The organism is Bacillus sp. RCC_6_1, assembly GCF_041360755.1.
Classification (GTDB): domain Bacteria; phylum Bacillota; class Bacilli; order Bacillales; family Bacillaceae_G; genus Bacillus_A; species Bacillus_A cereus.
Map to the genome: position 1 here is coordinate 783,670 of NZ_JBFUPV010000002.1, position 23,390 is coordinate 807,059.

A 23,390-nucleotide genomic window follows, 5' to 3' on the forward strand; every position below is an offset into this window, starting at 1 on the left:
GTATGATAGTTATAGATATACATCTTATGGAATTTCACCTAAAAACTTACTAGGGTACATAAGAGAGGGGCAAGTACAAAATGCATAATGTTGTTATTACAGCTGCAGTTCGTTCGCCAATTGGAACTTTTGGAGGAGCACTAAAAAATGTAACGCCAGTAGAATTAGCTGTTCCTGTACTTCAGGAAGCTGTAAAACGAGGCGGGGTAGAACCACATGAAGTTGATGAAGTAATTTTAGGTCATTGTATTCAAAGAACTGATGAAGCAAATACAGCGAGAACAGCTGCATTAGCGGCAGGATTTCCTGACACAGTTACGGGATATACAATCCAACGTCAATGTTCTTCAGGTATGCAAGCAATTATGTCAGCTGCAATGCAAATCCAATTAGGTGTAAGTGATGTTGTTGTTGCAGGTGGAGTAGAAGCGATGAGTTCGAGCCCTTATGCATTGAAACAGCACCGCTGGGGACAACGTCTACAGCACGGAGAAATTCGTGATACGGTGTGGGAAGTGTTAGAAGATCCGATTCACCATATTATGATGGGTGAAACAGCGGAAAATTTAGTTGAACAATATGAAATTACAAGAGAGGAACAAGATGAAGTTGCTCTTCGCAGTCATACATTGGCACTGAAGGCAATCGAGTCTGGACACTTTGACGATCAAATTGTTCCTATTACAATAAAAGAACGTAGAAAAGAAGTAGTATTTTCGAAGGATGAGCATCCACGTGCAGATATTACAGCGGAAAAATTAGCAGGGTTAAAACCAGCATTCCGTAAAGATGGGTCTGTAACTGCAGGTAATGCATCTGGCCTGAATGACGGAAGTGCAGTTCTAGTATTAATGAGCGAAGAAAAAGCGAAAGAAAAAGGCTTACAACCGTTAGCTAGAATTGTTGGATATTCAGTAGCTGGAGTAGACCCGAAAATTATGGGTATTGGACCAGCACCAGCAATTCGTAAAGGTTTAGAAAAAGTAGATTGGTCATTGGAAGATGCAGATTTACTTGAAATTAATGAAGCTTTCGCGGCTCAATATTTAGCTGTAGAGAAAGAGTTAGGCTTAGACCGTGAAAAAGTGAACGTAAACGGTAGTGGCGTAGGACTTGGGCATCCAATTGGTTGTACAGGGGCTCGTATTACAGTAAGTTTAATTCACGAATTAAAAAGACGTGGGTTAGAAAAAGGAATTGCCTCTTTATGCGTCGGTGGCGGTATCGGGGTTGCCTTATTTATAGAAGCACTATAAAAAAGAAGCAGCTATTGCTGCTTCTTTTTTTACGACTCAAATAGATGATGAAATAATCGATCACGATTTTCAAAGAAAAGTTTCGTCGTTTGGTAATGCTCAGTTTCTTCTAATGTGGATTCGTGAATCCCTTCTTGTGTTAAAGAATATATAGTGGATTCAGGGTAGGCCATTAAAATAGGAGAATGCGTCGCAATAACAAATTGTGAACCTTGTTCCACTAGCTCATGCATTCGAATAAGCATGGAAAGTTGTCTCATTGGTGATAAAGCTGCCTCAGGCTCATCTAAAATGTATAAACCTTGTCCTGAAAAACGGTTCATAAATAAGGAAAAGAATGATTCGCCGTGAGATTGTTCGTGTAGTGAAACGCCGCCGTAAGATTTTATAGCATCTATTTCATCAATATAAGAAGCAACGTTATAAAATGATTCAGCGCGAAGAAAGAAACCGTCGTTTGGTGTATTGAAACTTTTGGAAATTCGAAGGTATTCATGTAAAGATGAATGTGAATCGTTAGTGCTAAAGCGGAAATTCTTCGTTCCACCTTCTGCATTAAAGCCTAACGCAATTGCAATTCCTTCAAGTAATGTTGATTTACCCGTTCCATTTTCTCCAATAATGAATGTTACATTTGGATGAAAAACTAGTGATTGTAATGTTCGGATAGCAGGTAAGCAGTAAGGATATGCGGAAAAACTAGGGATATTTTCTTTTTTTAATGTAACATTTTGTAAAAAGGGTACGTCAATCAATATATAAACCTCAATTCATAACGGATTTTGATTCTAAAAAGGCGGCAAATACAAGTGTTAATGACACCTGAATTCCTTCCTTATTTTCTGAATATTTTATGTGGATTATATCATTTAAACTATCATATTCCAATGTGAAAATAAATATTGCATGAAGATCCATTCTCTCGTTATGATATATGGTATTCTATTGAAAATGTGAGAAGGAGTTAAAGTATGCCGTTTACATTTGCACATCCAGCAGCAGTTCTTCCTTTTGCGAAAAAGCATTCTAAACATATTTCAGTAACGGCTCTTATATTAGGTAGTATGGCGCCTGACTTTGAATATTTTTTACACTTTAGACCGTATGGTGTTATTGGCCATAAATGGCTCGGGTTCTTATATTTAAATTTACCGCTTGTATTTCTACTCGCATACATATATCACTACATTTTAAAAAAGCCGTTTATAACGCATTTACCTAAACCGTTTGCTGGTTATTATTCATATGCAATAGATGAGAGGTGGGGGCTACATACCTGGAAAGAATTCTTTGTATTTTGCTATTCTGCATTATTCGGTATGCTCACGCATGTTGTTTGGGATGCATTCACTCATAAGACAGGCTATTTCGTTATGAAAATACCATTATTACAAAGAGAATGGTACGGTATCTCTGTTTATAAATATATGCAACATGGAAGTACATGTATTGGTGTTCTACTATTAGTATACGTTTTATGGAAGTATAGAAATGAAATGGGTAAAGATCTTATTTTAGCTTCGGAAAAAAGAAAGTATTGGGTTTCAGTAATTGTTGTAGCAACTATTATATTTATCGTGCACGCGTTCCTAGATCCCTATTTTCATATTTTCCAAATTGGAGGTATAATAGTATCTGGACTGACAAGTTCATTTTGTGGACTTGTCATTGTTTCTATAGTTTACAAAGCCAGGGACTAATTTTATATTCATGAATGATAGCGTTAGGAGAAATGAAATGATGAAAGCATGGAAAAGTATTTTTGTTTTATGTAGTTTTCTTCTTATGTTAAGTGGTTGCTTCCATCAAGAAGAAAAGAAAGCTGAACCGAAGAAGAAAGAATCTATTCCTGAAACAAAAGAATATGGTGGGCGTGAGCTGAAAAAAGTAGGACAAAAAGTGAAAGAAACAGGATGGGGTACTTTTAAGTTAGAGCAGATGCATTCTGTGAATCAAACATTTGAAGTAGCGCCAATGAAAATTCACGTACAAGATGTGAAAGTAATTTCTTTATCACAGATGAGTGAAAAGGCAAAAAAAACATTGAAAGTATACACGGCACTAACCCCTGAAGAAGTAAAACGGAGATTAGGGGATAAAGTAAGCCAAGAAGATGCAGAATTATATGCATCGCTAAGTGGAACAGAGATTAGTAATACAATTCGTTACGTTGAGATTACATATAAAGTGGAGAATACCGGAAATAAAAATATGCAATTTTTCTCTATGAATGATGTTATGATTAATGGTAAGCAACATTTTAAAGTAGCCACTCAAAACTTTTTATATGACGAAGATACGTTAGTTGGTACAAAAAATGTATCAAGAGAAGACTATAAGCCTGGTGAAACAAGAGATGGTATTATTGGTTTAATACTTGACGATGGAAAAGACAAGGTAAAAGATATTCAGTTTACAACTGATGATTTACTTGCAGGAGATTCAGAAACACAAGATGTTGTAAAAGAGCCACAAACGTTTAACATCTCACTAAAATAATGTAAGGCAAAACAGTCAGCATTCAAATATTATGCTGACTGTTTTTTTATTTCTTTTATGTATGAATCTACATTTTGAAAAGGCACCTTAATTTTAAACGCATCTTTTTGTTCATTAAATTGCTTTTCATTGTAGGGACCGAAACGTTTATTGTGCTTTACGTCAATAATCCAATAATGTTCACTTTTTTTATTTGCAATTGCTGCGTCAGGGTTATTCGGATCTGATTTTTCCTCGGTTTGTTTTGCAATAATGTATTTATCATCCCAAGCAATGTCTGTAATTTTTGCAGGGATGTATTGTGTGGCATATACAGCATCTTGCGAGGGGAAAAGTTCAAATGCATTTCCAGAAGTACGTATGAGTTCGTATTCATCGTTAACCGTATAAGTTAAGTGACCTGTGTTTCCTGCACAACCAGTTAATAGGAAGGCGACGAATAGGATTATCCATTTTTTCAATATGGGAACCTCCTTTATAATGCTATTGTAACAAATTGTACAAGAAAAGTAAGAGAAAGGCTAGTTTACAATGTTTTTTAGAAGTGGTACGATGAGACGGGTAAAGAAGGATATGAAGGAGTCGACATAAAATGAAGTTAAAGATGCATCGTCCAGCGCTTGTAATGAATCGCATAGGTGCTTCCCTAATTGACATGTTTTTAATCTCGGTTATGTATGGTGTAGTAGTAGCTATTATGACCGGAAACTATAGTGCTATGTTTAAGCGCTTTAATATAAGCTTAGGTGATTTTAGATATGATTTCGCAGTAGTTTTTATATTAATGGCGATATATTTTATTGTGTTACCCTTTATTTGGAACGGTGTTACACTTGGAAAAAAGGTAACGAGAATAAAATTAATTTCATTGAAGAGTGAAAAGCTAACGTTGCAAACATTAATTATAAGATTTTTTGTAGTGTTATTACCGAACGTATTGCTATTAGGAATTCCATTAATATGTAATATATATATGATGTTGTTCCGCAAAGATAATTGTGGTTTTCAGGATTTAATTACAAAAACGAAAGTAATAAGTCTTGTATAATGAAAAAAAGACCTTTTTATATATAAAAGGGTCTTTTTGATTTTATAAGTATATGGGGAATGTTTACAGTAAGGAAAAGCTAAAATGTGTTAATTCTATTTATAATAGATTGAAAATTAAGAAAATGATATAATGATTAAAAATAATATCTTTATTCCGCCATATTGGGGCTGATTAAAATTTCACTTTATATAATAAGGGGGAGATTAAAATGACTGGAGGTAGTGTAATCTTTTGGGGGATTTTAATTTTCATCGGTTTAGTTTTCGATCAGCGTAATAATAAGAAAAAAGAAGGATAAAAAGTAAACGTTTACAAGTAAAATAGCAATTTTTCTTGCTTGCAGATTAATCTTATAAAGGAGTATACTGAATGACGGTAAGACTTATAGAAGGGGTAATGAAAATGAAGCTTGCAGGAAAAGTTGCTATCGTAACTGGCGGTGGCATCGGTATTGGACGTAATACAGCTCTTTTGTTGGCTAAACAAGGCGCAAAAGTTATTGTGACGGACATTGATCAAGAGAGTGGACAAGCAACAGTGGAGGAAATTATGAATCTAGGCGGAGAGGCACTTTTTGTATCCTATGATATGGGAAAGCAAGGAGATTGGCAACGCGTTATTAGCATTACTTTGAATGCATTCAGTCGCATTGATATGCTTTTTCAAAATGCAGGTTTATATAAAATAGATTCTATTTTTTCTCGCCAACAAGAGAACGATTCCAATGTACTTTGTATTAATGACGTTTGGATAGAGATAAAACAATTAACGTCATCTTTTATGAAACAGCAAGAAGAAGTGGTGCTTAGTGATTTACCGATTTTCGGTATTATTAGCACAAAAGGACAATCATTTCATACAGTAGAAGCCCTAGTATAATAATAAAAACCGCCCTCAATATATGTGGACGGTTTTTTTGTATGTGTATAGTAAAGATAAATTTTTTAGCGAATACGTTGTTCAGTTTGGTTATCAAAGAAATGTGCTTTATTCATATCAAATGCTAATTTAATTTGATCACCAGGTGAAAATGTATGTCTTGCATCTACACGTGCTGCAAAATCTTGATTTCCAAGTTTCATATATAAAATGGATTCAGCACCTAATAATTCAGCGACTTCAATTTTTGTTGTGAAGGCAGTAGATTGCGAAGCTTCTAAAAATAGTAGTTCATCATGAATGTCCTCTGGGCGAATACCTAAAACAATTTCCTTATTTACATAGCCTTGTTCACGTAGCATCTTCATTTTTCCTTCAGATACTTTAATTTTTATAGTATTGTCTATAACGAAATCGGTTTCAGTCAATTTACCACGGAAGAAATTCATCGCTGGTGAGCCGATAAATCCACCCACGAAAATGTTTTCTGGCGTTTCGTATACTTCTTTTGGAGTTCCAATTTGTTGGATTTTTCCATCCTTCATAACGACAAGACGCGAAGCCATAGTCATTGCTTCTGTTTGGTCATGTGTTACATAAATTGTTGTTGTTCCAAGGCGATGATGTAGCTTAGAAATTTCTGAGCGCATTGCAACACGGAGTTTAGCATCTAAGTTTGATAATGGTTCATCCATTAAGAAAACTTTTGCATCTCGAACGATTGCTCTACCTAACGCAACACGTTGGCGCTGTCCACCTGATAATGCTTTCGGTTTTCTATCTAAATATTGTTCAAGTCCTAAAATTTTTGCTGCATCTTTCACACGACGATCGATTTCATCTTTTGGTATTTTTCGAAGTTTTAATCCAAATGCCATATTATCATATACACTCATATGTGGATAAAGAGCGTAGTTTTGGAATACCATAGCGATATCTCGATCTTTTGGAGGAACATCATTCATTAGTTTACCATCAATTGAAAACTCGCCTTTTGAAATATCTTCAAGTCCAGCTACCATTCGTAATGTTGTAGATTTTCCGCATCCAGAAGGACCGACAAATACAATAAATTCTTTATCTTGAATGTGTAAATTAAAATCAGTTACAGCTGTTACGTTATTATCATATATTTTATAAATGTTTTCTAATTTAAGTTCTGCCATGGTATTTCCCCCTAGAAATAATTATGCAAACGTTTTCTTTGAGTTCATTATAAACGAATAGATTCAAAAAATAAATAAAAAAATAAAACGTTTTCATTTATTGGAGATTTATTAGTGGTTTTCATATGTTTTCTTAGAAAAAGAACAATAAAAATTGTAAGCGCTATTTTAAATTGAGATAGAATCTGTTATCATTCATTAATGAAAACGTTTGCGCCTTAAAAAAGAGAAAAATGAATGATGAATGAAATGGGGTAGCATAATGGAAAAACAATGGTGGAAAGAAAGTGTAGTATATCAAATTTATCCTCGTAGCTTTATGGATAGTAATGGTGATGGTATAGGAGATCTTCAAGGGATTATTTCAAAGCTAGATTACTTAAAAGAGTTAGGGATTGATGTGATTTGGTTATCACCAGTCTATGAATCTCCAAATGATGATAATGGTTATGATATAAGCGATTATTGTAAAATTATGAACGAGTTCGGAACAATGGAAGATTGGGATGAGCTATTACATGAAATGCATGAACGTAATATGAAACTTATGATGGACTTAGTTGTTAATCATACTTCGGATGAACATAATTGGTTTATTGAATCACGTAAATCAAAAGATAATAAATATAGAGATTACTATATATGGCGCCCTGGAAAAGAAGGGAAAGAACCGAACAACTGGGGAGCTGCTTTTAGTGGATCTGCATGGCAGTATGATGAAATGACGGATGAATATTATTTACATCTGTTTTCTAAAAAACAGCCAGATTTAAATTGGGATAATGAAAAGGTAAGACAAGATGTTTATGAAATGATGAAGTTTTGGTTAGAAAAAGGAATTGATGGCTTCCGTATGGATGTTATTAATTTTATTTCTAAAGAAGAGGGATTACCAGCTGTTGAAACAGAAGAAGAGGGGTATGTTTCAGGTCATAAGCATTTTATGAACGGTCCAAACATTCATAAATATTTACATGAAATGAATGAGGAAGTATTATCGCATTATGATATTATGACGGTTGGTGAAATGCCTGGTGTAACGACAGAAGAAGCGAAATTGTATACTGGAGAAGAACGAAAAGAGTTGCAAATGGTATTCCAATTTGAACATATGGATTTAGATTCAGGAGAAGGTGGAAAGTGGGATGTAAAACCATGCTCACTTCTTACTTTAAAAGAGAATTTAACAAAGTGGCAAAAAGCATTAGAGCATACCGGATGGAATAGCCTTTATTGGAATAATCATGATCAGCCTCGCGTTGTATCTCGTTTTGGTAATGATGGAATGTATCGCATTGAATCAGCAAAAATGTTAGCGACAGTTCTTCATATGATGAAAGGAACGCCATATATTTATCAAGGAGAGGAAATTGGAATGACGAACGTTCGATTCCAATCAATTGATGAATATCGAGATATTGAAACGTTAAATATGTATAAAGAAAAAGTGATAGACCATGGTGAAGATATAGAAAAAGTAATGGAATCTATTTATATAAAGGGTCGTGATAATGCTAGAACTCCGATGCAGTGGAATGATCAGAATCACGCTGGATTTACAAAAGGTGAACCTTGGATTACTGTAAATCCTAACTATAAAGAGATTAATGTGAAACAAGCAATCCAAGATGAAGGTTCAATTTTTTATTACTATAAGAAATTAATTGAACTACGCAAAAATAATGAAATAGTTGTGTATGGATCATATGATTTAATATTAGATAATGACCCTTCTATTTTTGCTTATGTAAGAACATATGGAGATGAAAAACTACTTGTCATTGCAAACTTTACTGCGGATGAAAGTGTATTTGAAATGCCTAAGGATATTAGTTATAGTGAATCAGAGTTATTTATACACAATTACGATGTAGAAATCGGATCAATAGATAACATTCCATTACGTCCGTATGAAGCGATAGTGTTCAAATTGAAATAAGAAAAAGCCTTATACCATTTCGAACTTGGCATAAGGCTTTTTTGGATTACCATTTTAATATGGAGAATCCATATGGAGGAAGTGTAACTTGTAATACACTTGCTTCCGCTGAAAATTCTTCGTTTGTATAAATGTTAATTATTTTCTTACCAGTAACATGAAGAGGGAGTGAAACTGTAACTTCACTATTAGTAGGGTTTAAAACGAAAAAGATAGTTTCATCCTCATATGTTTTCGTATAAGAAATATAATTATGTTCATCATTTGCTTCGATGAATTGAAAAGTACCATGTCCTCCAAATGCTTTATGTTGTTTACGTAATAAAATCAATGTTTGTATATGGGTAAATAATGCATGATCTTGTTCTTTAGTATCCCAAATCATACATTTACGGCAATCAGGGTCCATGCCGCCATCCATACCAATTTCATCCCCGTAATAAATACAAGGAGAGCCGATGAAAGAAAGATGGAATACATAGAGCAATTTCAACTTATTTTTATCTCCGTTGCATGTTGTTAAAATTCTTGGAGTATCATGGCTGTCTAATAAATGAAATGCTGCTTCATTTACATTCATAGAGTAGGAATGTAGAGATTCTGTAATTTGCTTCATGAATTCACTTGCTTTAATGGAATCGTTAGCAAAGTAAGAAAGTAGAGCATTTGTAACAGGATAGCTCATGACAGCATCAAATTGATCGCCTTGTAGCCACGGAAGGGCATCGTGCCAAATTTCTCCCAAAATATATACTTCAGGATTTAGTGTCTTTATTTCAGTTCGGAATTCTCTCCAAAAGTTGTGATCGACTTCATTGGCGACATCAAGGCGCCAGCCATCTATATTGAATTCTCGTACCCAATAACGTCCTACTTCAAGTAAGTATTCTTTTACATCTGGATGAGCTGTATTTAATTTAGGCATATACGGTGTAAAGGCGAAAGTATCATAATTTGGAAGTGGTTCGGTTATAATCGGAAATTCATGAATGTGGAACCACTCTTTATATGCGGACTTCTCACCATTCTCTAGTACGTCTTGAAATTTCTCGAAAAAGTATCCACTATGATTAAACACAGCATCGAGCATTACTTTTATACCGTGCTTATGACATTCTTCAACGAGCTCTTTAAAGGTTTCTTTCGTCCCAAATTGTGGGTCAATTTCCATATAGTCAATTGTGTCATATTTATGGTTTGAATGAGCTTTGAAAATAGGTGTGAAATATATTCCGGAAATGCCAAGCTTAACAAGGTAATCAAGGTTTTGAATAACACCAGAAAAATCTCCGCCGAAAAAATTAGTTGGAGTTGGATTCGCACTTCCCCAAGGAAGGGTGTTTTCTGGATTCAGCGTACTATCGCCATTAGCGAATCGCTCAGGGAAAATCTGATACCAAATGGTGTCTGTAATCCAAGATGGTGCTTTGAATACATCATCTGCATGAATAAATGGAAAACAGAAAAAGTTACCAACATCATCATTTGGAATGCTAGAAAAGAATCCTCGCTCTGCATAAATAAGAGTGTCTGTTTCAGATTTTAATTCAAACCCATAACGTAAGCGCTTAAATTTTGGTTCGATTGCAATGGACCAATAATCAAATAATGCAGTAGAACCCGTTTTTTTCATGGGTGTACTTGCTGATATCCATTTCCCGTCTTTCCATTCGTAAGGATCACCGTAAATAAGATCGGCGCTTTGAATATCATCTCTCTTAGTACGTACTCGGATGTGAATTGTTTGTTCATCATAAGCGTATGCATAATTATCTTTCGGCCTATGATAAATGGCTTCTTTAAACATATAGAAAATCCCCCTTCAATATCTCTATACATAGTATTCCCTTAAGTGTAATAATAAAGCCTGTATTGCAAACGATTGCCTTTCTCGTAGCTTTAATATTGCTTATAAGAGTAGTATTCATTTTATATAAAGTCAATGTATAAAGAGTATAATGACATAATTTTTAAATTAATATTTGCAAAATGAATAAAAGAATGTATAATGATAGACAAATAGCGCAAACGTTTTCATAGATTGAGATATTGTTTGCGCTTCAATTAAACTATTAAATGCAAACGTTTTCAGTTACTGAGGTACATAGACAATTTAGGGAGGTTTTTGGGATGAAGAAAGCATTATCATTATTAACGGTTTCAGCATTATCTATTGGTATGTTATCTGCATGTGGACCGAAAGATTCAGGGAAAAAAGAGGAAAGTAAAGCGAAAAAAGACTATGATCTTCTTGTTTGGGAAGATGATAAAAAAGGTGTTGGTTTAGAACCAGCAGTGAAAAGCTTTGAGGAAAAATATAAAGTAAAAGTAAAAGTTGTTGAAATGCAAATGACAGATCAAGTGAAGAAGTTACGCCTTGATGGGCCAGCGGGGACTGGACCAGATGTTGTAACATTGCCACACGATCAAATCGGAAATGCAGTAACAGAAGGTTTACTTTCTGAAGTGAAAGCAGATGATGCTGTAAAGAGTAAATTTACTAATTCATCAATAGAAGCACAGACATATAATGGAAAATTATATGGTTTACCAAAAGCAATTGAGACACCAGTCTTTATTTACAATAAAAAACTAATGCCAAAAGCGCCAGAAACGATGGACGAGCTGTTTAACTTCTCAAAAGAATTTACGAAAGATGGCAAGTACGGATTTTTAGCATTAGGAGATAACTTCTACTTTGCTAATGCATTCATGGCAGGTATGGGCGGTTATGTATTTGGTGAAAAAGATGGAAAGCCAAATGCAAGTGATGTTGGATTAAATAATAGTGGAGCAGTACAAGGTGCTGAATATCTTCAAAAATGGTACAAGGAAAAATTATTCCCAAAAGGTATTATCGGTGAATCAGGTGGGCCTGCTGCTGATGGACTATTCAATGAAGGAAAAGCAGCTTCTATCATGAATGGCCCATGGGCGTTCCAAGCAATGGAAAAGAACGGGATTGATTATGGCGTTGCTCCAATGCCGAAATTACCAAATGGTCAACCAATGAAAACGTTTGTTGGGGTTAAAGGATGGCATGTAACAAGTTTCTCTAAACAAAATGATTTAGCTACAAAATTCACTGAGTGGGTAACAAATGAAGAAAACGCAAAAATTCGATTTGAGAAAACAAAAGAAATTCCTCCAGTAAAATCAGTAATGGAAGATCCAATTATTAAAGATAACGAAGCTGCAAAAGCAGTTGCAACGCAATCTGAAAATGGAATTCCAATGCCAAACATTCCAGAAATGCAAGAAGTTTGGAAACCAGCTGGAGATGCGCTTCAATTAGTTGTTACAGATAAAGAGGCACCAAAAGCGGCGCTTGATAGTGCAGTGAAACAAATTAAAGGTAATATTGAGGCAAATCATAACAAGAAAAAATAAGGTGAAATTCGTGCCTCTAATATGAGAGGCACGAATTCTCTCCCTTCCATGTAGGAAGAAAAAAGGGGGAAGGAACATGCAAACATCTATGGAACCAGCAAATGGGTTAAACCATTCAAAGCATAGGAAAATGGCAACCATGTTATCAATCATTCCAGGCGTGGGCCAAATGTATAATAAACAATTTGTAAAAGGTCTTATTTTTCTAGTATTAACAGGTTCTTTTATTGTAGCCTTTGCTGATTTATTAAATATGGGATTATGGGGTATTGTAACGCTTGGTACAGAAGTTCCACGTGACCATTCTGTCTTTCTATTAGTAGAAGGAATCTTGGCCCTTATCGTTATCGCTTTTGGGCTAGGCATATATGCATTTAACTTATATGATGCATACCAAAATGGAAAGAAACGTGATAGCGGAACACCGTTAAATTCTGTAAAAGAGCAATATCGTAATTTGTTAGATCAAGGTTTTCCTTATTTAATGGTTTCACCAGGTTTTCTACTACTTATCTTTGTGGTCGTATTTCCAATCATCTTCGTAATTTTAATTGGATTTACAAACTATGATTTATATCATTCTCCTCCAGCTAAATTAGTAGATTGGGTGGGCTTTAAAAACTTTATTGATATTTTCACTTTACCGATGTGGAGAGAGACATTTGTAAGTGTATTCTCTTGGACTGTCATTTGGACATTCGTTGCAACAACATTACAAGTTGCACTTGGTATTTTCTTAGCGATTATCGTAAATCAGCCTGGTATTAAAGGAAAGGCGATTATTCGAACAATCTTCATTTTACCGTGGGCGGTTCCAGCATTCGTATCTATTCTTGTTTTCTCTGGTATGTTTAATGAAACATTCGGAGCGATTAACAATCAAGTATTAGCTTTATTCGGAATTGAAAAGATTGCTTGGATGACAGATCCATTTTGGGCGAAGATTGCTTTAATTATGATTCAAACGTGGCTTGGGTTCCCGTTTATCTTTGCGATGACAACAGGTATACTGCAATCGATTCCGGGAGAATTATATGAAGCGGCTACAGTAGATGGAGCGACAGCTTGGCAACAGTTTCGTAAAATTACATTGCCACTTGTGTTATATGCAACAGCACCAATATTAATTACGCAATATACGTTTAACTTTAATAACTTTAGTATCATCTATCTATTTAATGGTGGAGGTCCTGCTGTAGCTGGACAAGACGCAGGTGGAACGGATATTTTAATTTCATGGATTTATAAGTTAACGATGACTTCAGCGCAGTACGGAAAAGCAGCAGCTCTTACAATGATATTATCGTTAATTGTTATTACAGTTGCGTTATGGCAATTTAAGAGAACAAAATCATTCCAAGAAGAGGATATGATGTAAATGAATATTAAAAGACAGAAGATGTTACGTCTCTCATTAAGTTATTTAGTTATTTTCGTAATGTGTGCCATCATTTTCTATCCGTTATTATGGATTATTGGCTCATCGTTTAATCCAGGTGATAGTTTATCTGGATCAAGTATTATTCCACAAAATGCAACGTTAGATCATTATCGTAAGTTATTAGATCTAGAGAATAGTAATTACTTACTATGGTATAAAAACACATTAAAAGTAAGTGTTTTAACGATGATTTTCTCAGTGTTAGCAATTAGTTTTACCGCTTATGCATTTTCGAGATATCGTTTTGTTGGAAGAAAAAATGGTTTATTAACATTTTTAATTCTGCAAATGATTCCAAACTTTGCAGCGTTAATTGCTTTATACGTATTAGCTCAATTAACAGGATTAATTGATACACACCTTGCATTAATTTTAATTTATGTAGGCGGGGCTATTCCGATGAATACATGGCTTATGAAAGGGTATTTTGATACGATTCCGAAAGAACTGGATGAATCAGCTCGAATGGATGGAGCAGGACATTTTCGTATTTTTTGGCAAATCATTATGCCACTTGCAAAGCCAATCGTAGCGGTTGTAGCGTTATTTACTTTCATTGGTCCATTTACAGATTTCATTTTAGCGAGTATTATTTTGCGAACACCAGAAAATTATACTTTAGCAGTTGGATTATATGAAATGGTTGCGAAGAAATTCGGTAATGAATTTACAACGTTTGCAGCGGGTTCTGTGTTAATTGCGATCCCAATTTCAATTTTATTCCTATCACTACAAAAATACTTTATTTCTGGTTTAACAGCTGGAGGTACAAAAGGATGAAAAATGGGACATTACGTCCCATTTTTCTTTTCATCTCCCTATAAATAAGTTTATAGGGAGATGAAAAGAGATTTGACATCACATGTGAAAAGAAGTGAAATAAATAGTATATTATAGTATAGGAAAAAATAGCTATATCCCTTACAATACATGAAGAGGGAGAATAGGATTAGTTTTGCAAGATATAAGAAATGAAAGTTTATGACTTGCAATGAGTGCGAGATAAAATATATGAAAAATGGCAGAGAAATGAGAGGAGGGGGATTTTTATGACAGTTACAATTAAAGATGTGGCGAAGCAAGCGAATGTTGCACCATCAACAGTTTCTCGTGTAATTGCTGATAATCCAAGTATAAGTGAAAAGACAAAGCGCCGTGTTAGGAAAGTGATGAGTGAATTAGGGTATCATCCCAATTTAAATGCGAGAAATCTTGCGAACCAAACGACGAAAACACTTGGTCTTGTTATGCCAAGTTCTGCAAGTAAAGCTTTTCAAAATCCATTTTTCCCAGAAGTTATAAGAGGGATTAGTTCATTTGCACACGTAGAAGGTTATGCGCTTTACATGTCGACAGGTGAAACGGAAGAAGAAATTTTTAATGGTGTCGTAAAGATGGTACAGGGACGCCAAATTGGGGGCATTATTCTTTTATATTCAAGGGAGAATGATCGGATTATTCAATATTTACATGAACAAAATTTCCCGTTTGTTTTAATAGGAAAACCATATGATCGAAAAGATGAAATTACATATGTAGATAATGACAATTATACAGCTGCAAGAGAAGTGGCAGAATATTTAATTTCATTAGGGCATAAGCAAATCGCGTTCATTGGTGGTGGATCAGATTTACTTGTAACAAGAGATCGTTTAGCTGGTATGAGTGATGCCTTGAAATTAGCAGACATTGTATTACCAAAAGAATATATTTTACATTTTGATTTTTCGAGGGAAAGTGGTCAACAAGCTGTTGAGGAATTAATGGGACTGCAGCAACCGCCAACGGCAATTATGGCAACGGATGACTTAATTGGACTTGGTGTGTTAAGTGCTCTTTCTAAAAAAGGATTCGTTGTACCGAAAGATGTTTCTATTGTAAGCTTTAATAATGCTTTATTATCAGAAATTGCGAGCCCTCCACTTTCGACAGTTGATGTGAATATTTATCAGCTAGGATATGAGGCAGCAAAAGCTTTAGTTGATAAAGTAGAGAATGCAGAATCCACTGCAAAGTGTATCATTATTCCTCATAAATTACTAAAACGTCAAACTTGTGATCATTATGCATAAAAAAGCTAAGAGTTTAACTCTTAGCTTTTTTCATTAGAAAGGCTTCTAATCGGTCGCAGCCTTCTTTTAAAGTTTCGATACTATACGCATAGGACAAGCGAAGGTAGCCTTCACCGTATTCAGAGAATGCTGTTCCAGGAACTACAGCTAGTCCCGCTTCTTTGACAAGATCAAGTGCAAAATCAAATGATGAAGATGTCAAATGACCAACATATGGGAATAAGTAAAATGCACCTGTTGGCTTTTCAACTGTTAATCCCATTTGAGTGAGTCTATTATATACGTAATCACGGCGTTTTTTATATTGGTGGCGCATCATTTTTGGTGCGTCTTTAGCTGCTGTTAATGCTTCAATTGCAGCGTATTGAGCGATTGAAGTAGCACACGTTACATTGTATTGATGAACTTTTAATATGTGTCCTGCTAAATAACTTGGTGCAAATAAAAGTCCAACACGCCAGCCAGTCATAGAATGTGATTTAGATAAACCGTTAATGACAATTGTTTTTTCACGCATTTCTGGGAAATGAGCGATAGATGTATGCTTTTGTTCATATACAAGCTCGCTATAAATTTCATCTGAAAGGACGAAAATATTTTTATCTTTTAAAACATCTACAATATCTTTTAGCTCTTCTGTTGATAAAGTTACACCGGTTGGGTTAGAAGGATACGGTAGTACGATACATCTTGTTTTTTCTGTAATAGCATTTTTAAGCGCTTCAGCTGTTAAACGAAATCCAGTTTCACGAACATCTACAAAAATAGGCGTTGCACCGCATAATCGAATAATAGGTTCGTAGCCTGGATAAATAGGAGCAGGTAAAATTACTTCTGTTCCTGGCTCTAAAATCGTTCGGAATGCAACATCAATTGCTTCGCTAGCACCGATTGTAACGATGGTTTCGTTTTCAGGTGAATAATGTAAATCGTAGTTATCTTTTACGAAGTTACAAGCTGCCTTACGTAATTCTAGTAAACCAGCGTTATGTGTATAGCTTGTATAGTTTTCTGTAATAGCCCGTTTAGCCGCTTCTTTCACGAGAGAAGGTGTAGGGAAATCGGGTTGTCCAATTGTTAAAGAAATCAAATTATCATAGTTTTGAATCATGTTAGAGAACTGACGGATTCCAGAAATTTGGATGTCCTTCACTCTAGGGTTAATGAATTGTTCCATTGTATCTCCCTTTCTTCCGTTTGAAAATTAAGTTCATTTTATCATATTTTCTATGATTACGCTTTGTATATGTTATTTAGAAAGAGAGAGAAAAGAGAAAAAAAGCCGCTATAAGCGACTTTTTAATATCCGTATTCCCAATCTATTTCATCTTCATTCCAGAGTACAGAGGATACCTTGCCAAGGTGAACGACTGATTCGTTTACAGCACATGTGCAGTTTTCATCTCCCGCTTTATGCTGTAACTCTTCATATACTGATTTTTCAACATTTTCTAGAACAACCAAATTTTCTTCTTTTAAAACAAGCGTAGTACCCGCCATATTTATCTTCCTCCTACTAAAGTAATGATCACTTATTTGTAAACATAGATAGTATGGATTATATGCTGTATTTTGCTATAATTGTCCGTCTAAAAAAGTATTTTTATATTTTCTTTGTAATCCGTATTCATTGTATACTGCACGAAGGAAATTTGGTACAGGGTTTACAATCATTTCGAAAATCTGTAACAATTATTATGAGTTGTTAACAAAGAATTAACAAATATGTTAAGAAAAATCAAAATTTTAAAACAAATACACCTATAAAATGATATAATCATATCAAAATACATATAGGGGATGAGAGGTTATGGAGCTTATCCGTGATTTATTGATTCAAATTGCCATCATAATTTTGCCACTATTTTTATATGAAGCGATTCGTTTAAATCGCTATCAAGAAATGCCTCCGAAGCCAAATCGTTACTTTATTATGTTTTTATCTAGCGTTACGCTCGTTCTCTCCATGACATACTCTATTTGTTTTGGCAATGTGTGTGGGTATAACTTTCACCCCATTCCAATTGTCAGTGGTTTTTTATATGGTGGGATTGTTGGTTTAATCCCAGCGGTTATTTTTGTTGCATATGAATGGTTACTAAAGGGAATGAGCTTTCTTCCAGTTTTAGAAGTAATATTTCTATTGATAGTTCCGCTATTTTTATCAAAGAAATGGTCTCTTTTTTCAAGGGATAAGAAATTAATTTTAGCATTTATGATTTCATCATTTTATGTGCTTGTTTCTTTAGTATTAGGCATGATTAATGTTCTTTTGGAAACAGGATTTACACCGTATATTTCGCAAATATATAGCGGATTTATATTTGCCTCGCTTATCATGGTCATGACAATGGTATTTCAGGTGTATTTAACTGAATATTTAAATGAAAATGCATTGCTACGTACAGAGATGCAAAAATCAGAAAAGCTTAATATTGTAAGTGAGTTAGCAGCAAGTGTGGCACATGAAGTTCGAAATCCACTAACTGTTGTTCGTGGATTTATCCAATTGCTAGAAAGTACGGAAGATGTGAAGAATAAGGATTATATGCGTCTTGTATTAGCTGAATTGGATCGGGCGGAACAAATTATTTCAGATTACTTAAATTTAGCAAGGCCGCAAATTGAGAAAAAAGAACACATTTGTTTATCAGCCCAATTAATAGAAATGACCACTCTTATGTCGTCATTTGCAGCGATGCAAGGTGTATATTTACAAGTTGAAATTTCAGAAAGCCTTTATACGATTGGTGATAAGACAAAATTGAAGCAAGCTATTATGAATGTTGTTAAAAATGGTATTGAAGCAATTCAAGGAAATAAAGGATATTTAAAAGTAACAGCTATTCAAAAAGATGAAACAATCATAATAAGAGTTAAAGATAGTGGTGTTGGTATGACGAAAGAACAGTTAGCAAGGCTTGGGCAACCATATTATTCTTTAAAAGAAAAAGGGACAGGATTAGGACTTATGGTAACATTTAGTATTTTACAAGCGCATAATGGTACATTGGAATATAAGAGTGAAAGTGGAAAAGGCACTGAAGCAATTATTATATTACCAGCTGTACAAAATAAGGAATAAAAGTTACCGATGAAAGGTAACTTTTTAATTTATATTGTTTATTCATTTGTTTTTTCTTGTTTTGCTCGGCTAAATAAACTTTTAAATGATTGAAAGAAGCTTTGCTCTTTTGAGGCAGCAACCATTCTTTTTGTTTCTTGAATTTCTCGAATAACTTGCATAAGCTGTGCATCACGGTTACTGTCTTTGTTATAAATTTGACTAACAAGTTTATTCATTTTTTCTTCCTGTTTGGATTCTCGTTTATACATATGATTCATTAATAAGTCCATCTTTTCTTTTTGCAGTGCATCTGTTTGAGCGGCGTGATCGACTAACTCTTGAAGCATTTTTTCTTGAGAGCCTTCTTTTACATAAACTTGTTGCATCAATTCGTCTAGTTTCTCATCCTTTAAACGATTTTGTGTAATTAGAGTAGAATTTTGATGAATAATTGCTTCATTTAATTGAGCTAGCATTTCAAGTTTTAACATGAACTCCTCAAAGTTACGCCCATCTTCTTTTTCTTTCGTTTGTATCTCTTGCTTATCTTGTATAACTGGTACAGGTGGGGCCTCTTTTTCTTTTAAAATAATCGGTATCGTTTCTGAAATATCTTCTTGTAATGTAGCAGCTCTTTCGTGTATAGATTTCAATAGTTTTAAATCATCAAGTTTATAAATACGAGCATCAGCTGTTTTGGAAATCATATAACCATGTTCCTCTAACAGCTGACTATATTTGCGAACTATATGTTTTGGGATGCCTGTTTTATTCGTGACATCTTTCGTTTTATAGGTAGCTTCCATCATATTTCCTCCCCAAAAAGTATCGTATATATCATTTCAATCTTTTATGAGGACTTCCTTTGAAAAAGAATGTCGGAAGGCTATTAGTTTTCTACAGCATTAGTGAAAAAATGAAAATTTTTGGCGGAATGGCAAGGAATAACTAAAATAATGTCTGAAAACATATACAGGAGAAGTTTGTTATAATAACGGAGGAAAAGAAACTGGTAGAAACATGGAGGTATACATGAAGCAATTAAAAGGTATTATCATTTCAATTATCGCAATTCTGTCTATTTTAGTAGCAGTTTATGAAGTACTTGTGCCAGAGGAAACAAGTGTAAAGAAAACGAATACGTATGATCAAGTGTTAGAATTTCCGAAAGAACGTTATCCAGAGACAGGAAAACATATTACGGATGCTATAAAAGAAGGGCATTCAGAAGTTTGTACAATCGATCGTGGTGGTGCTGCAGATAGAAGGAAATTGTCGTTAGCACCATATCCATCAAAAAAAGGGTATGATCGTGATGAATGGCCAATGGCGATGTGCAAGGAAGGCGGAAAAGGAGCACATATTGAATATATAAGTCCGGCGGATAACCGCGGAGCAGGCTCTTGGGTAGGGAATAAGTTAGATAAATACCCAGATGGTACGCGAGTAAAATTTGAAGTGAAGTAGTAGTTGTATATTTCATAATGAAGGAGAAGGGGAACTATGGAGTTAACGATTTCTTATTCGCAATTAATGTTGATGAACTATGACGGTGAGCAGCCTTATGTAGATTGGACTGATGAAGATTTTGAAAGAGGTTATGCTAAGGCAGATGGAACTGTTATTTTTGAAGCACTTTCTGATTATACTTGTGAAGTGAAAGTGACCCCAGGGAAACATATTGAAAAAGAAGAAGTAGTTAGAACGATTACGGTTCCTTTTACAGTTGAAAATGAAAGTATCGTTATAACGAGTATTCTTTCTAATAAATTTCAAATACCTATTCCAAATGGTGAGTATACAGTTGTATTACAAGCAATTCCTCTTGAAGAGCCAACGGATGATGAATTATATAAAATACAATATGAATTCTTTTTTGAAAGTAAAGAATAAAAAATGGGTTATCCTGAGAAAAGGATAACCCATTTTTGTTATGCGTTTGTTTTTAAAAGGGAACGAGCATCTTTCGCTGCTTGCACCATATGTTCTAAAGCTGGAATAACTTCTTCTGTTCTTCTCGTTTTTAAACCACAATCGGGATTAATCCAGAAATATTTAGGATCACATACTTCTAAAGATTGTTCTACGATTTTATACATTTCATCTTTACTCGGTACACGTGGGCTATGAATATCATATACACCTAGGCCAATGCCTTTTTCATATGTTGTATGTTTTAATGTATCAATAAATTCTCCGTGACTTCTTGATGTTTCGATAGAAATTACATCTGCATCTAATGCGCGAATCGCGTCAACAATATCTTCGAAGTTACTGTAACACATATGAGTATGAATTTGTGTTTCATTTGCTACAGAAGAAGTTGCTAAAAGGAAGGATTGTACTGCCCATGTAATATAAGCATCCCAATCTTTTTCTTTTAGTGGCATTCCTTCACGAAGTGCGGGCTCATCGACTTGGATTACTCTAATTCCAGAAGATTCAAGTAGTTCAATTTCGTGACGAAGAGCTAGTGCAATTTGATACGAAACTTCTTTTCTTGGAATATCATTTCGAACGAAGGACCAATTTAAAATTGTAACAGGTCCGGTTAACATTCCTTTTACAACTTTCTCTGTTAAGCTTTGTGCATAAACTGTTTCCTTAATAGTCATGCCGTTAATAAAGGCTACATCACCATAAATAACAGGTGGTTTTACGCAGCGGGAACCGTATGATTGTACCCAACCGTTTTTAGTGAATGAGAAACCAGCAAGGCGCTCACCAAAATATTCGACCATGTCAGTTCTTTCAAATTCACCATGTACAAGTACATCAAGCCCAATTTCTTCTTGGTAACGAATCCATTTTTCTGTCTCTTTTTCAATAAATTGTTCATATTGGTCATTTGAAATAACACCGTTACGCCATTCTTTTCGCGTTTGACGAACTTCAGTTGTTTGCGGGAAGCTACCAATAGTCGTTGTTGGTAATAGCGGTAACTCTAGAGCAACTTGTTGTAATTCGTATCGTTTTTCAAATGGAAGAGGACGTGAAAAATCTTCTTCTTTTAGTGCTGTTCGTGCTGCTTTGACATCTTCTCGGTTACGTGCAGCAGATGAACGAATTGTATGATGTACGTTTCGATATGTTTCCAGCTCATTACTAATGCTTTCTGTACCTTGAGTGAGAGCGGAATGAATAAGAACTAACTCTTCTAATTTTTGATTTGCAAATGCTAACGCATCAAACAGCTCAGTCGATAAGTGAGTTTCTTCTGTTTTATCGATTGGTGTATGCAATAAGCTACAAGAAGGCTGAACGATGATATCTTTCGTTTGGACTTGTTTTTGTAACGTTGTAAATAACTCAAGAACTTCATCAAGGTCAGCTCTCCAAATGTTACGGCCATCTATACAACCGACAGCTAAAGTTTTATCAGCTGGGAATCCATATTTTGAAATAGCATTTAGATTACCTTCTTTACCATGAATGAAATCTAATCCAATACCGGATACCGGGAATGTAATAATTTCTTCATAGTTTTCTTCTACGCTATCAAAATATGTTTGTAAAAGAAGAGTCACATTTGGAACTTCTTTACGAATAGCTTCATAAATTTCTTTTGCTTGTTGAACTTCTTTTTTAGTTAAAGAAGCGAAAATCGGTTCATCAACTTGAATGGCTTGTGCCCCAGCTGCATGTAGTTCTGAAAGCAGTTGTACGTAAGGTGCAACTAACTGTTTTAAAATGTTAGGAAATTGTTCTTGTGTATAGCCTTTAGCTAATTTTAAGAAAGTATATGGTCCTAAAATAACAGGCTTTCCATCTACTCCTAATTCTTGTTTTGCCTCTTCGTATAAGCGAAGTGGGCGATTATCTTTTAAAGAGATTTGTAATCCCTCTTCATATTCAGGAACGATATAGTGATAGTTTGTGTTAAACCATTTTGTCATTTCGGAAGCTACGTGATCTTTAGAGCCACGCGCCATTGCGAAATATACATCAAGGTAAGATGTAAACTCAGAAAAACGTGATGGAATAAATCCTAGCATATAGGCAGTATCCAAAACGTGATCATAATATGTAAAGTCGCCAATTGGAATGAGTTCAATCCCTTTTTCTTGCTGTACTTTTACGTGTTGAAGGCGAATTTCTTTCATTGTTGTTAAAAATTGTTCTTCATCGATTTTATTGGACCAAAAAGCTTCCAATGTTTTTTTCCACTCTCGTTGTAGTCCGATACGTGGATAACCTAAGTTACTTGTTTGAATTGCCATTTTAAATTCCTCCCTAATTGAAAGTAAGCATTTCCGTTTACTAGGAAATACCTATAACAAAAAGTACAAAGACATAGAAAATAAGCCTTCCTTTTTGTTTTAACACCTCATCATCATCCGTGAATCTATCAGTGTTGTTAAAACAGGCAGGTCTCCTGACTTATGCTTCATATAATTTCTTTCACCTTCCCGTTTTCACAGTGGCACCAAAAAGAAATCTCAGCATTTACAGTGGCGGGACCGTGTTGGAGTTTCACCAAGCTTCCCTTTTAAACACGAAACGAAACTTTCGTGTACCTATTTTCCTTTTGAAAGGAATTTAACAAGCGATATGATATTGAAACAAATTCTAACACAATTTTTGGAATTTTGTCTACTGTTTTGAAATAAGAAAATTCAAAAGTTTTTAT

At 34.7% G+C, this 23,390-nt stretch carries 22 protein-coding genes and 1 riboswitch; of the genes, 14 read left to right on the forward strand and 8 right to left on the reverse strand.

Annotated features, from left to right (window positions below):
- Positions 1-80: 80 nt before the first annotated feature.
- Complete coding sequence (locus AB6801_RS10295; protein WP_000552075.1) at positions 81-1,256, forward strand: acetyl-CoA C-acetyltransferase; 1,176 nt, start codon at positions 81-83, stop codon at positions 1,254-1,256.
- Between the two features lie 29 nt (positions 1,257-1,285).
- Here AB6801_RS10295 and AB6801_RS10300 read toward each other — a convergent pair whose 3' ends face one another.
- Positions 1,286-2,011 (reverse strand): AAA family ATPase, encoded by a 726-nt coding sequence (locus AB6801_RS10300; protein ID WP_000568010.1) that lies wholly within the window; start codon positions 2,009-2,011, stop codon positions 1,286-1,288.
- Between the two features lie 216 nt (positions 2,012-2,227).
- Between AB6801_RS10300 and AB6801_RS10305 the strand changes: the two genes are divergently transcribed.
- Both AB6801_RS10305 and AB6801_RS10310 read left to right on the forward strand, forming a co-directional pair.
- Positions 2,228-2,956, forward strand: a complete 729-nt coding sequence (locus AB6801_RS10305; RefSeq protein WP_001116847.1) for a DUF4184 family protein — start codon at positions 2,228-2,230, stop codon at positions 2,954-2,956.
- A gap of 37 nt (positions 2,957-2,993) precedes the next feature.
- Positions 2,994-3,755, forward strand: a complete 762-nt coding sequence (locus tag AB6801_RS10310; protein WP_000973895.1) for a hypothetical protein — start codon at positions 2,994-2,996, stop codon at positions 3,753-3,755.
- A 29-nt stretch (positions 3,756-3,784) separates the two neighbouring features.
- On the opposite strand, the gene AB6801_RS10315 is transcribed toward AB6801_RS10310, so the two are convergent.
- The gene (locus AB6801_RS10315; RefSeq protein ID WP_000758785.1) at positions 3,785-4,216 is read right to left on the reverse strand and encodes a DUF3997 domain-containing protein; all 432 of its coding nucleotides are present in this window, start codon (positions 4,214-4,216) and stop codon (positions 3,785-3,787) included.
- 131 nt (positions 4,217-4,347) lie between these two features.
- Here AB6801_RS10315 and AB6801_RS10320 point away from each other — a divergent pair, with 131 nt between their 5' ends.
- The 3 genes from AB6801_RS10320 (at position 4,348) to AB6801_RS10330 (ending at position 5,685) form a co-directional block, all read left to right on the forward strand.
- Entirely contained in the window at positions 4,348-4,803 is a 456-nt protein-coding gene (locus tag AB6801_RS10320; RefSeq protein WP_000769098.1) for an RDD family protein, read from the forward strand.
- A gap of 211 nt (positions 4,804-5,014) precedes the next feature.
- Positions 5,015-5,104, forward strand: coding sequence for a hypothetical protein (locus AB6801_RS10325; protein ID WP_000145650.1), 90 nt, complete (start codon positions 5,015-5,017; stop codon positions 5,102-5,104).
- A 71-nt stretch (positions 5,105-5,175) separates the two neighbouring features.
- A complete protein-coding gene (locus AB6801_RS10330) occupies positions 5,176-5,685 on the forward strand; it encodes an SDR family NAD(P)-dependent oxidoreductase (RefSeq protein ID WP_000218410.1) in 510 nt (169 codons plus the stop codon).
- A gap of 65 nt (positions 5,686-5,750) precedes the next feature.
- Here AB6801_RS10330 and AB6801_RS10335 read toward each other — a convergent pair whose 3' ends face one another.
- Positions 5,751-6,851 (reverse strand): ABC transporter ATP-binding protein, encoded by a 1,101-nt coding sequence (locus AB6801_RS10335; RefSeq protein WP_000818931.1) that lies wholly within the window; start codon positions 6,849-6,851, stop codon positions 5,751-5,753.
- A gap of 262 nt (positions 6,852-7,113) precedes the next feature.
- Here AB6801_RS10335 and malL point away from each other — a divergent pair, with 262 nt between their 5' ends.
- Positions 7,114-8,790, forward strand: a complete 1,677-nt coding sequence (gene malL, locus AB6801_RS10340) for an oligo-1,6-glucosidase (RefSeq protein WP_000415178.1) — start codon at positions 7,114-7,116, stop codon at positions 8,788-8,790.
- A 46-nt stretch (positions 8,791-8,836) separates the two neighbouring features.
- Here the strand turns inward: malL and AB6801_RS10345 are convergent, their stop codons facing one another.
- Entirely contained in the window at positions 8,837-10,597 is a 1,761-nt protein-coding gene (locus AB6801_RS10345; protein WP_370941068.1) for an alpha-glycosidase, read from the reverse strand.
- Between the two features lie 323 nt (positions 10,598-10,920).
- On the opposite strand from AB6801_RS10345, the gene AB6801_RS10350 reads away from it, so the two are divergent.
- The 4 genes from AB6801_RS10350 (at position 10,921) to malR (ending at position 15,693) form a co-directional block, all read left to right on the forward strand.
- Entirely contained in the window at positions 10,921-12,180 is a 1,260-nt protein-coding gene (locus AB6801_RS10350; protein WP_000709923.1) for an extracellular solute-binding protein, read from the forward strand.
- Positions 12,181-12,256: 76 nt separating this feature from the next.
- Positions 12,257-13,558 carry a maltosaccharide ABC transporter permease MalC gene (gene malC, locus AB6801_RS10355; RefSeq protein ID WP_001194996.1) on the forward strand — a complete coding sequence of 434 codons (1,302 nt, stop codon included), beginning with the start codon at positions 12,257-12,259 and terminating at the stop codon, positions 13,556-13,558.
- The gene (gene malD, locus AB6801_RS10360) at positions 13,559-14,401 is read left to right on the forward strand and encodes a maltosaccharide ABC transporter permease MalD (RefSeq protein WP_001022608.1); all 843 of its coding nucleotides are present in this window, start codon (positions 13,559-13,561) and stop codon (positions 14,399-14,401) included.
- 269 nt (positions 14,402-14,670) lie between these two features.
- Entirely contained in the window at positions 14,671-15,693 is a 1,023-nt protein-coding gene (gene malR / locus AB6801_RS10365) for a maltose operon transcriptional repressor MalR (RefSeq protein ID WP_000219053.1), read from the forward strand.
- 13 nt (positions 15,694-15,706) lie between these two features.
- Here malR and AB6801_RS10370 read toward each other — a convergent pair whose 3' ends face one another.
- Together AB6801_RS10370 and AB6801_RS10375 are read right to left on the reverse strand one after the other, a co-directional pair.
- Positions 15,707-16,870, reverse strand: coding sequence for an aminotransferase A (locus tag AB6801_RS10370; protein WP_000434578.1), 1,164 nt, complete (start codon positions 16,868-16,870; stop codon positions 15,707-15,709).
- 122 nt (positions 16,871-16,992) lie between these two features.
- Positions 16,993-17,193: a hypothetical protein gene (locus tag AB6801_RS10375; protein WP_000929277.1), complete on the reverse strand. Its 201-nt coding sequence runs from the start codon at positions 17,191-17,193 to the stop codon at positions 16,993-16,995.
- Positions 17,194-17,503: 310 nt separating this feature from the next.
- On the opposite strand from AB6801_RS10375, the gene kinB reads away from it, so the two are divergent.
- The gene (gene kinB, locus AB6801_RS10380) at positions 17,504-18,778 is read left to right on the forward strand and encodes a sporulation sensor histidine kinase KinB (RefSeq protein ID WP_000420369.1); all 1,275 of its coding nucleotides are present in this window, start codon (positions 17,504-17,506) and stop codon (positions 18,776-18,778) included.
- Between the two features lie 38 nt (positions 18,779-18,816).
- Here kinB and AB6801_RS10385 read toward each other — a convergent pair whose 3' ends face one another.
- A complete protein-coding gene (locus AB6801_RS10385) occupies positions 18,817-19,566 on the reverse strand; it encodes a DUF3967 domain-containing protein (RefSeq protein ID WP_000388471.1) in 750 nt (249 codons plus the stop codon).
- Positions 19,567-19,792: 226 nt separating this feature from the next.
- Here AB6801_RS10385 and nucA point away from each other — a divergent pair, with 226 nt between their 5' ends.
- A complete protein-coding gene (gene nucA, locus AB6801_RS10390; RefSeq protein WP_000811494.1) occupies positions 19,793-20,227 on the forward strand; it encodes a DNA-entry nuclease in 435 nt (144 codons plus the stop codon).
- Between the two features lie 36 nt (positions 20,228-20,263).
- Positions 20,264-20,653, forward strand: a complete 390-nt coding sequence (gene comJ, locus AB6801_RS10395) for a competence protein ComJ (protein WP_000424030.1) — start codon at positions 20,264-20,266, stop codon at positions 20,651-20,653.
- Positions 20,654-20,691: 38 nt separating this feature from the next.
- Here comJ and metE read toward each other — a convergent pair whose 3' ends face one another.
- Positions 20,692-22,980: a 5-methyltetrahydropteroyltriglutamate--homocysteine S-methyltransferase gene (gene metE / locus AB6801_RS10400; protein WP_098340823.1), complete on the reverse strand. Its 2,289-nt coding sequence runs from the start codon at positions 22,978-22,980 to the stop codon at positions 20,692-20,694.
- A 128-nt stretch (positions 22,981-23,108) separates the two neighbouring features.
- Positions 23,109-23,296: riboswitch (cobalamin riboswitch) on the reverse strand.
- Positions 23,297-23,390 lie beyond the last annotated feature (94 nt).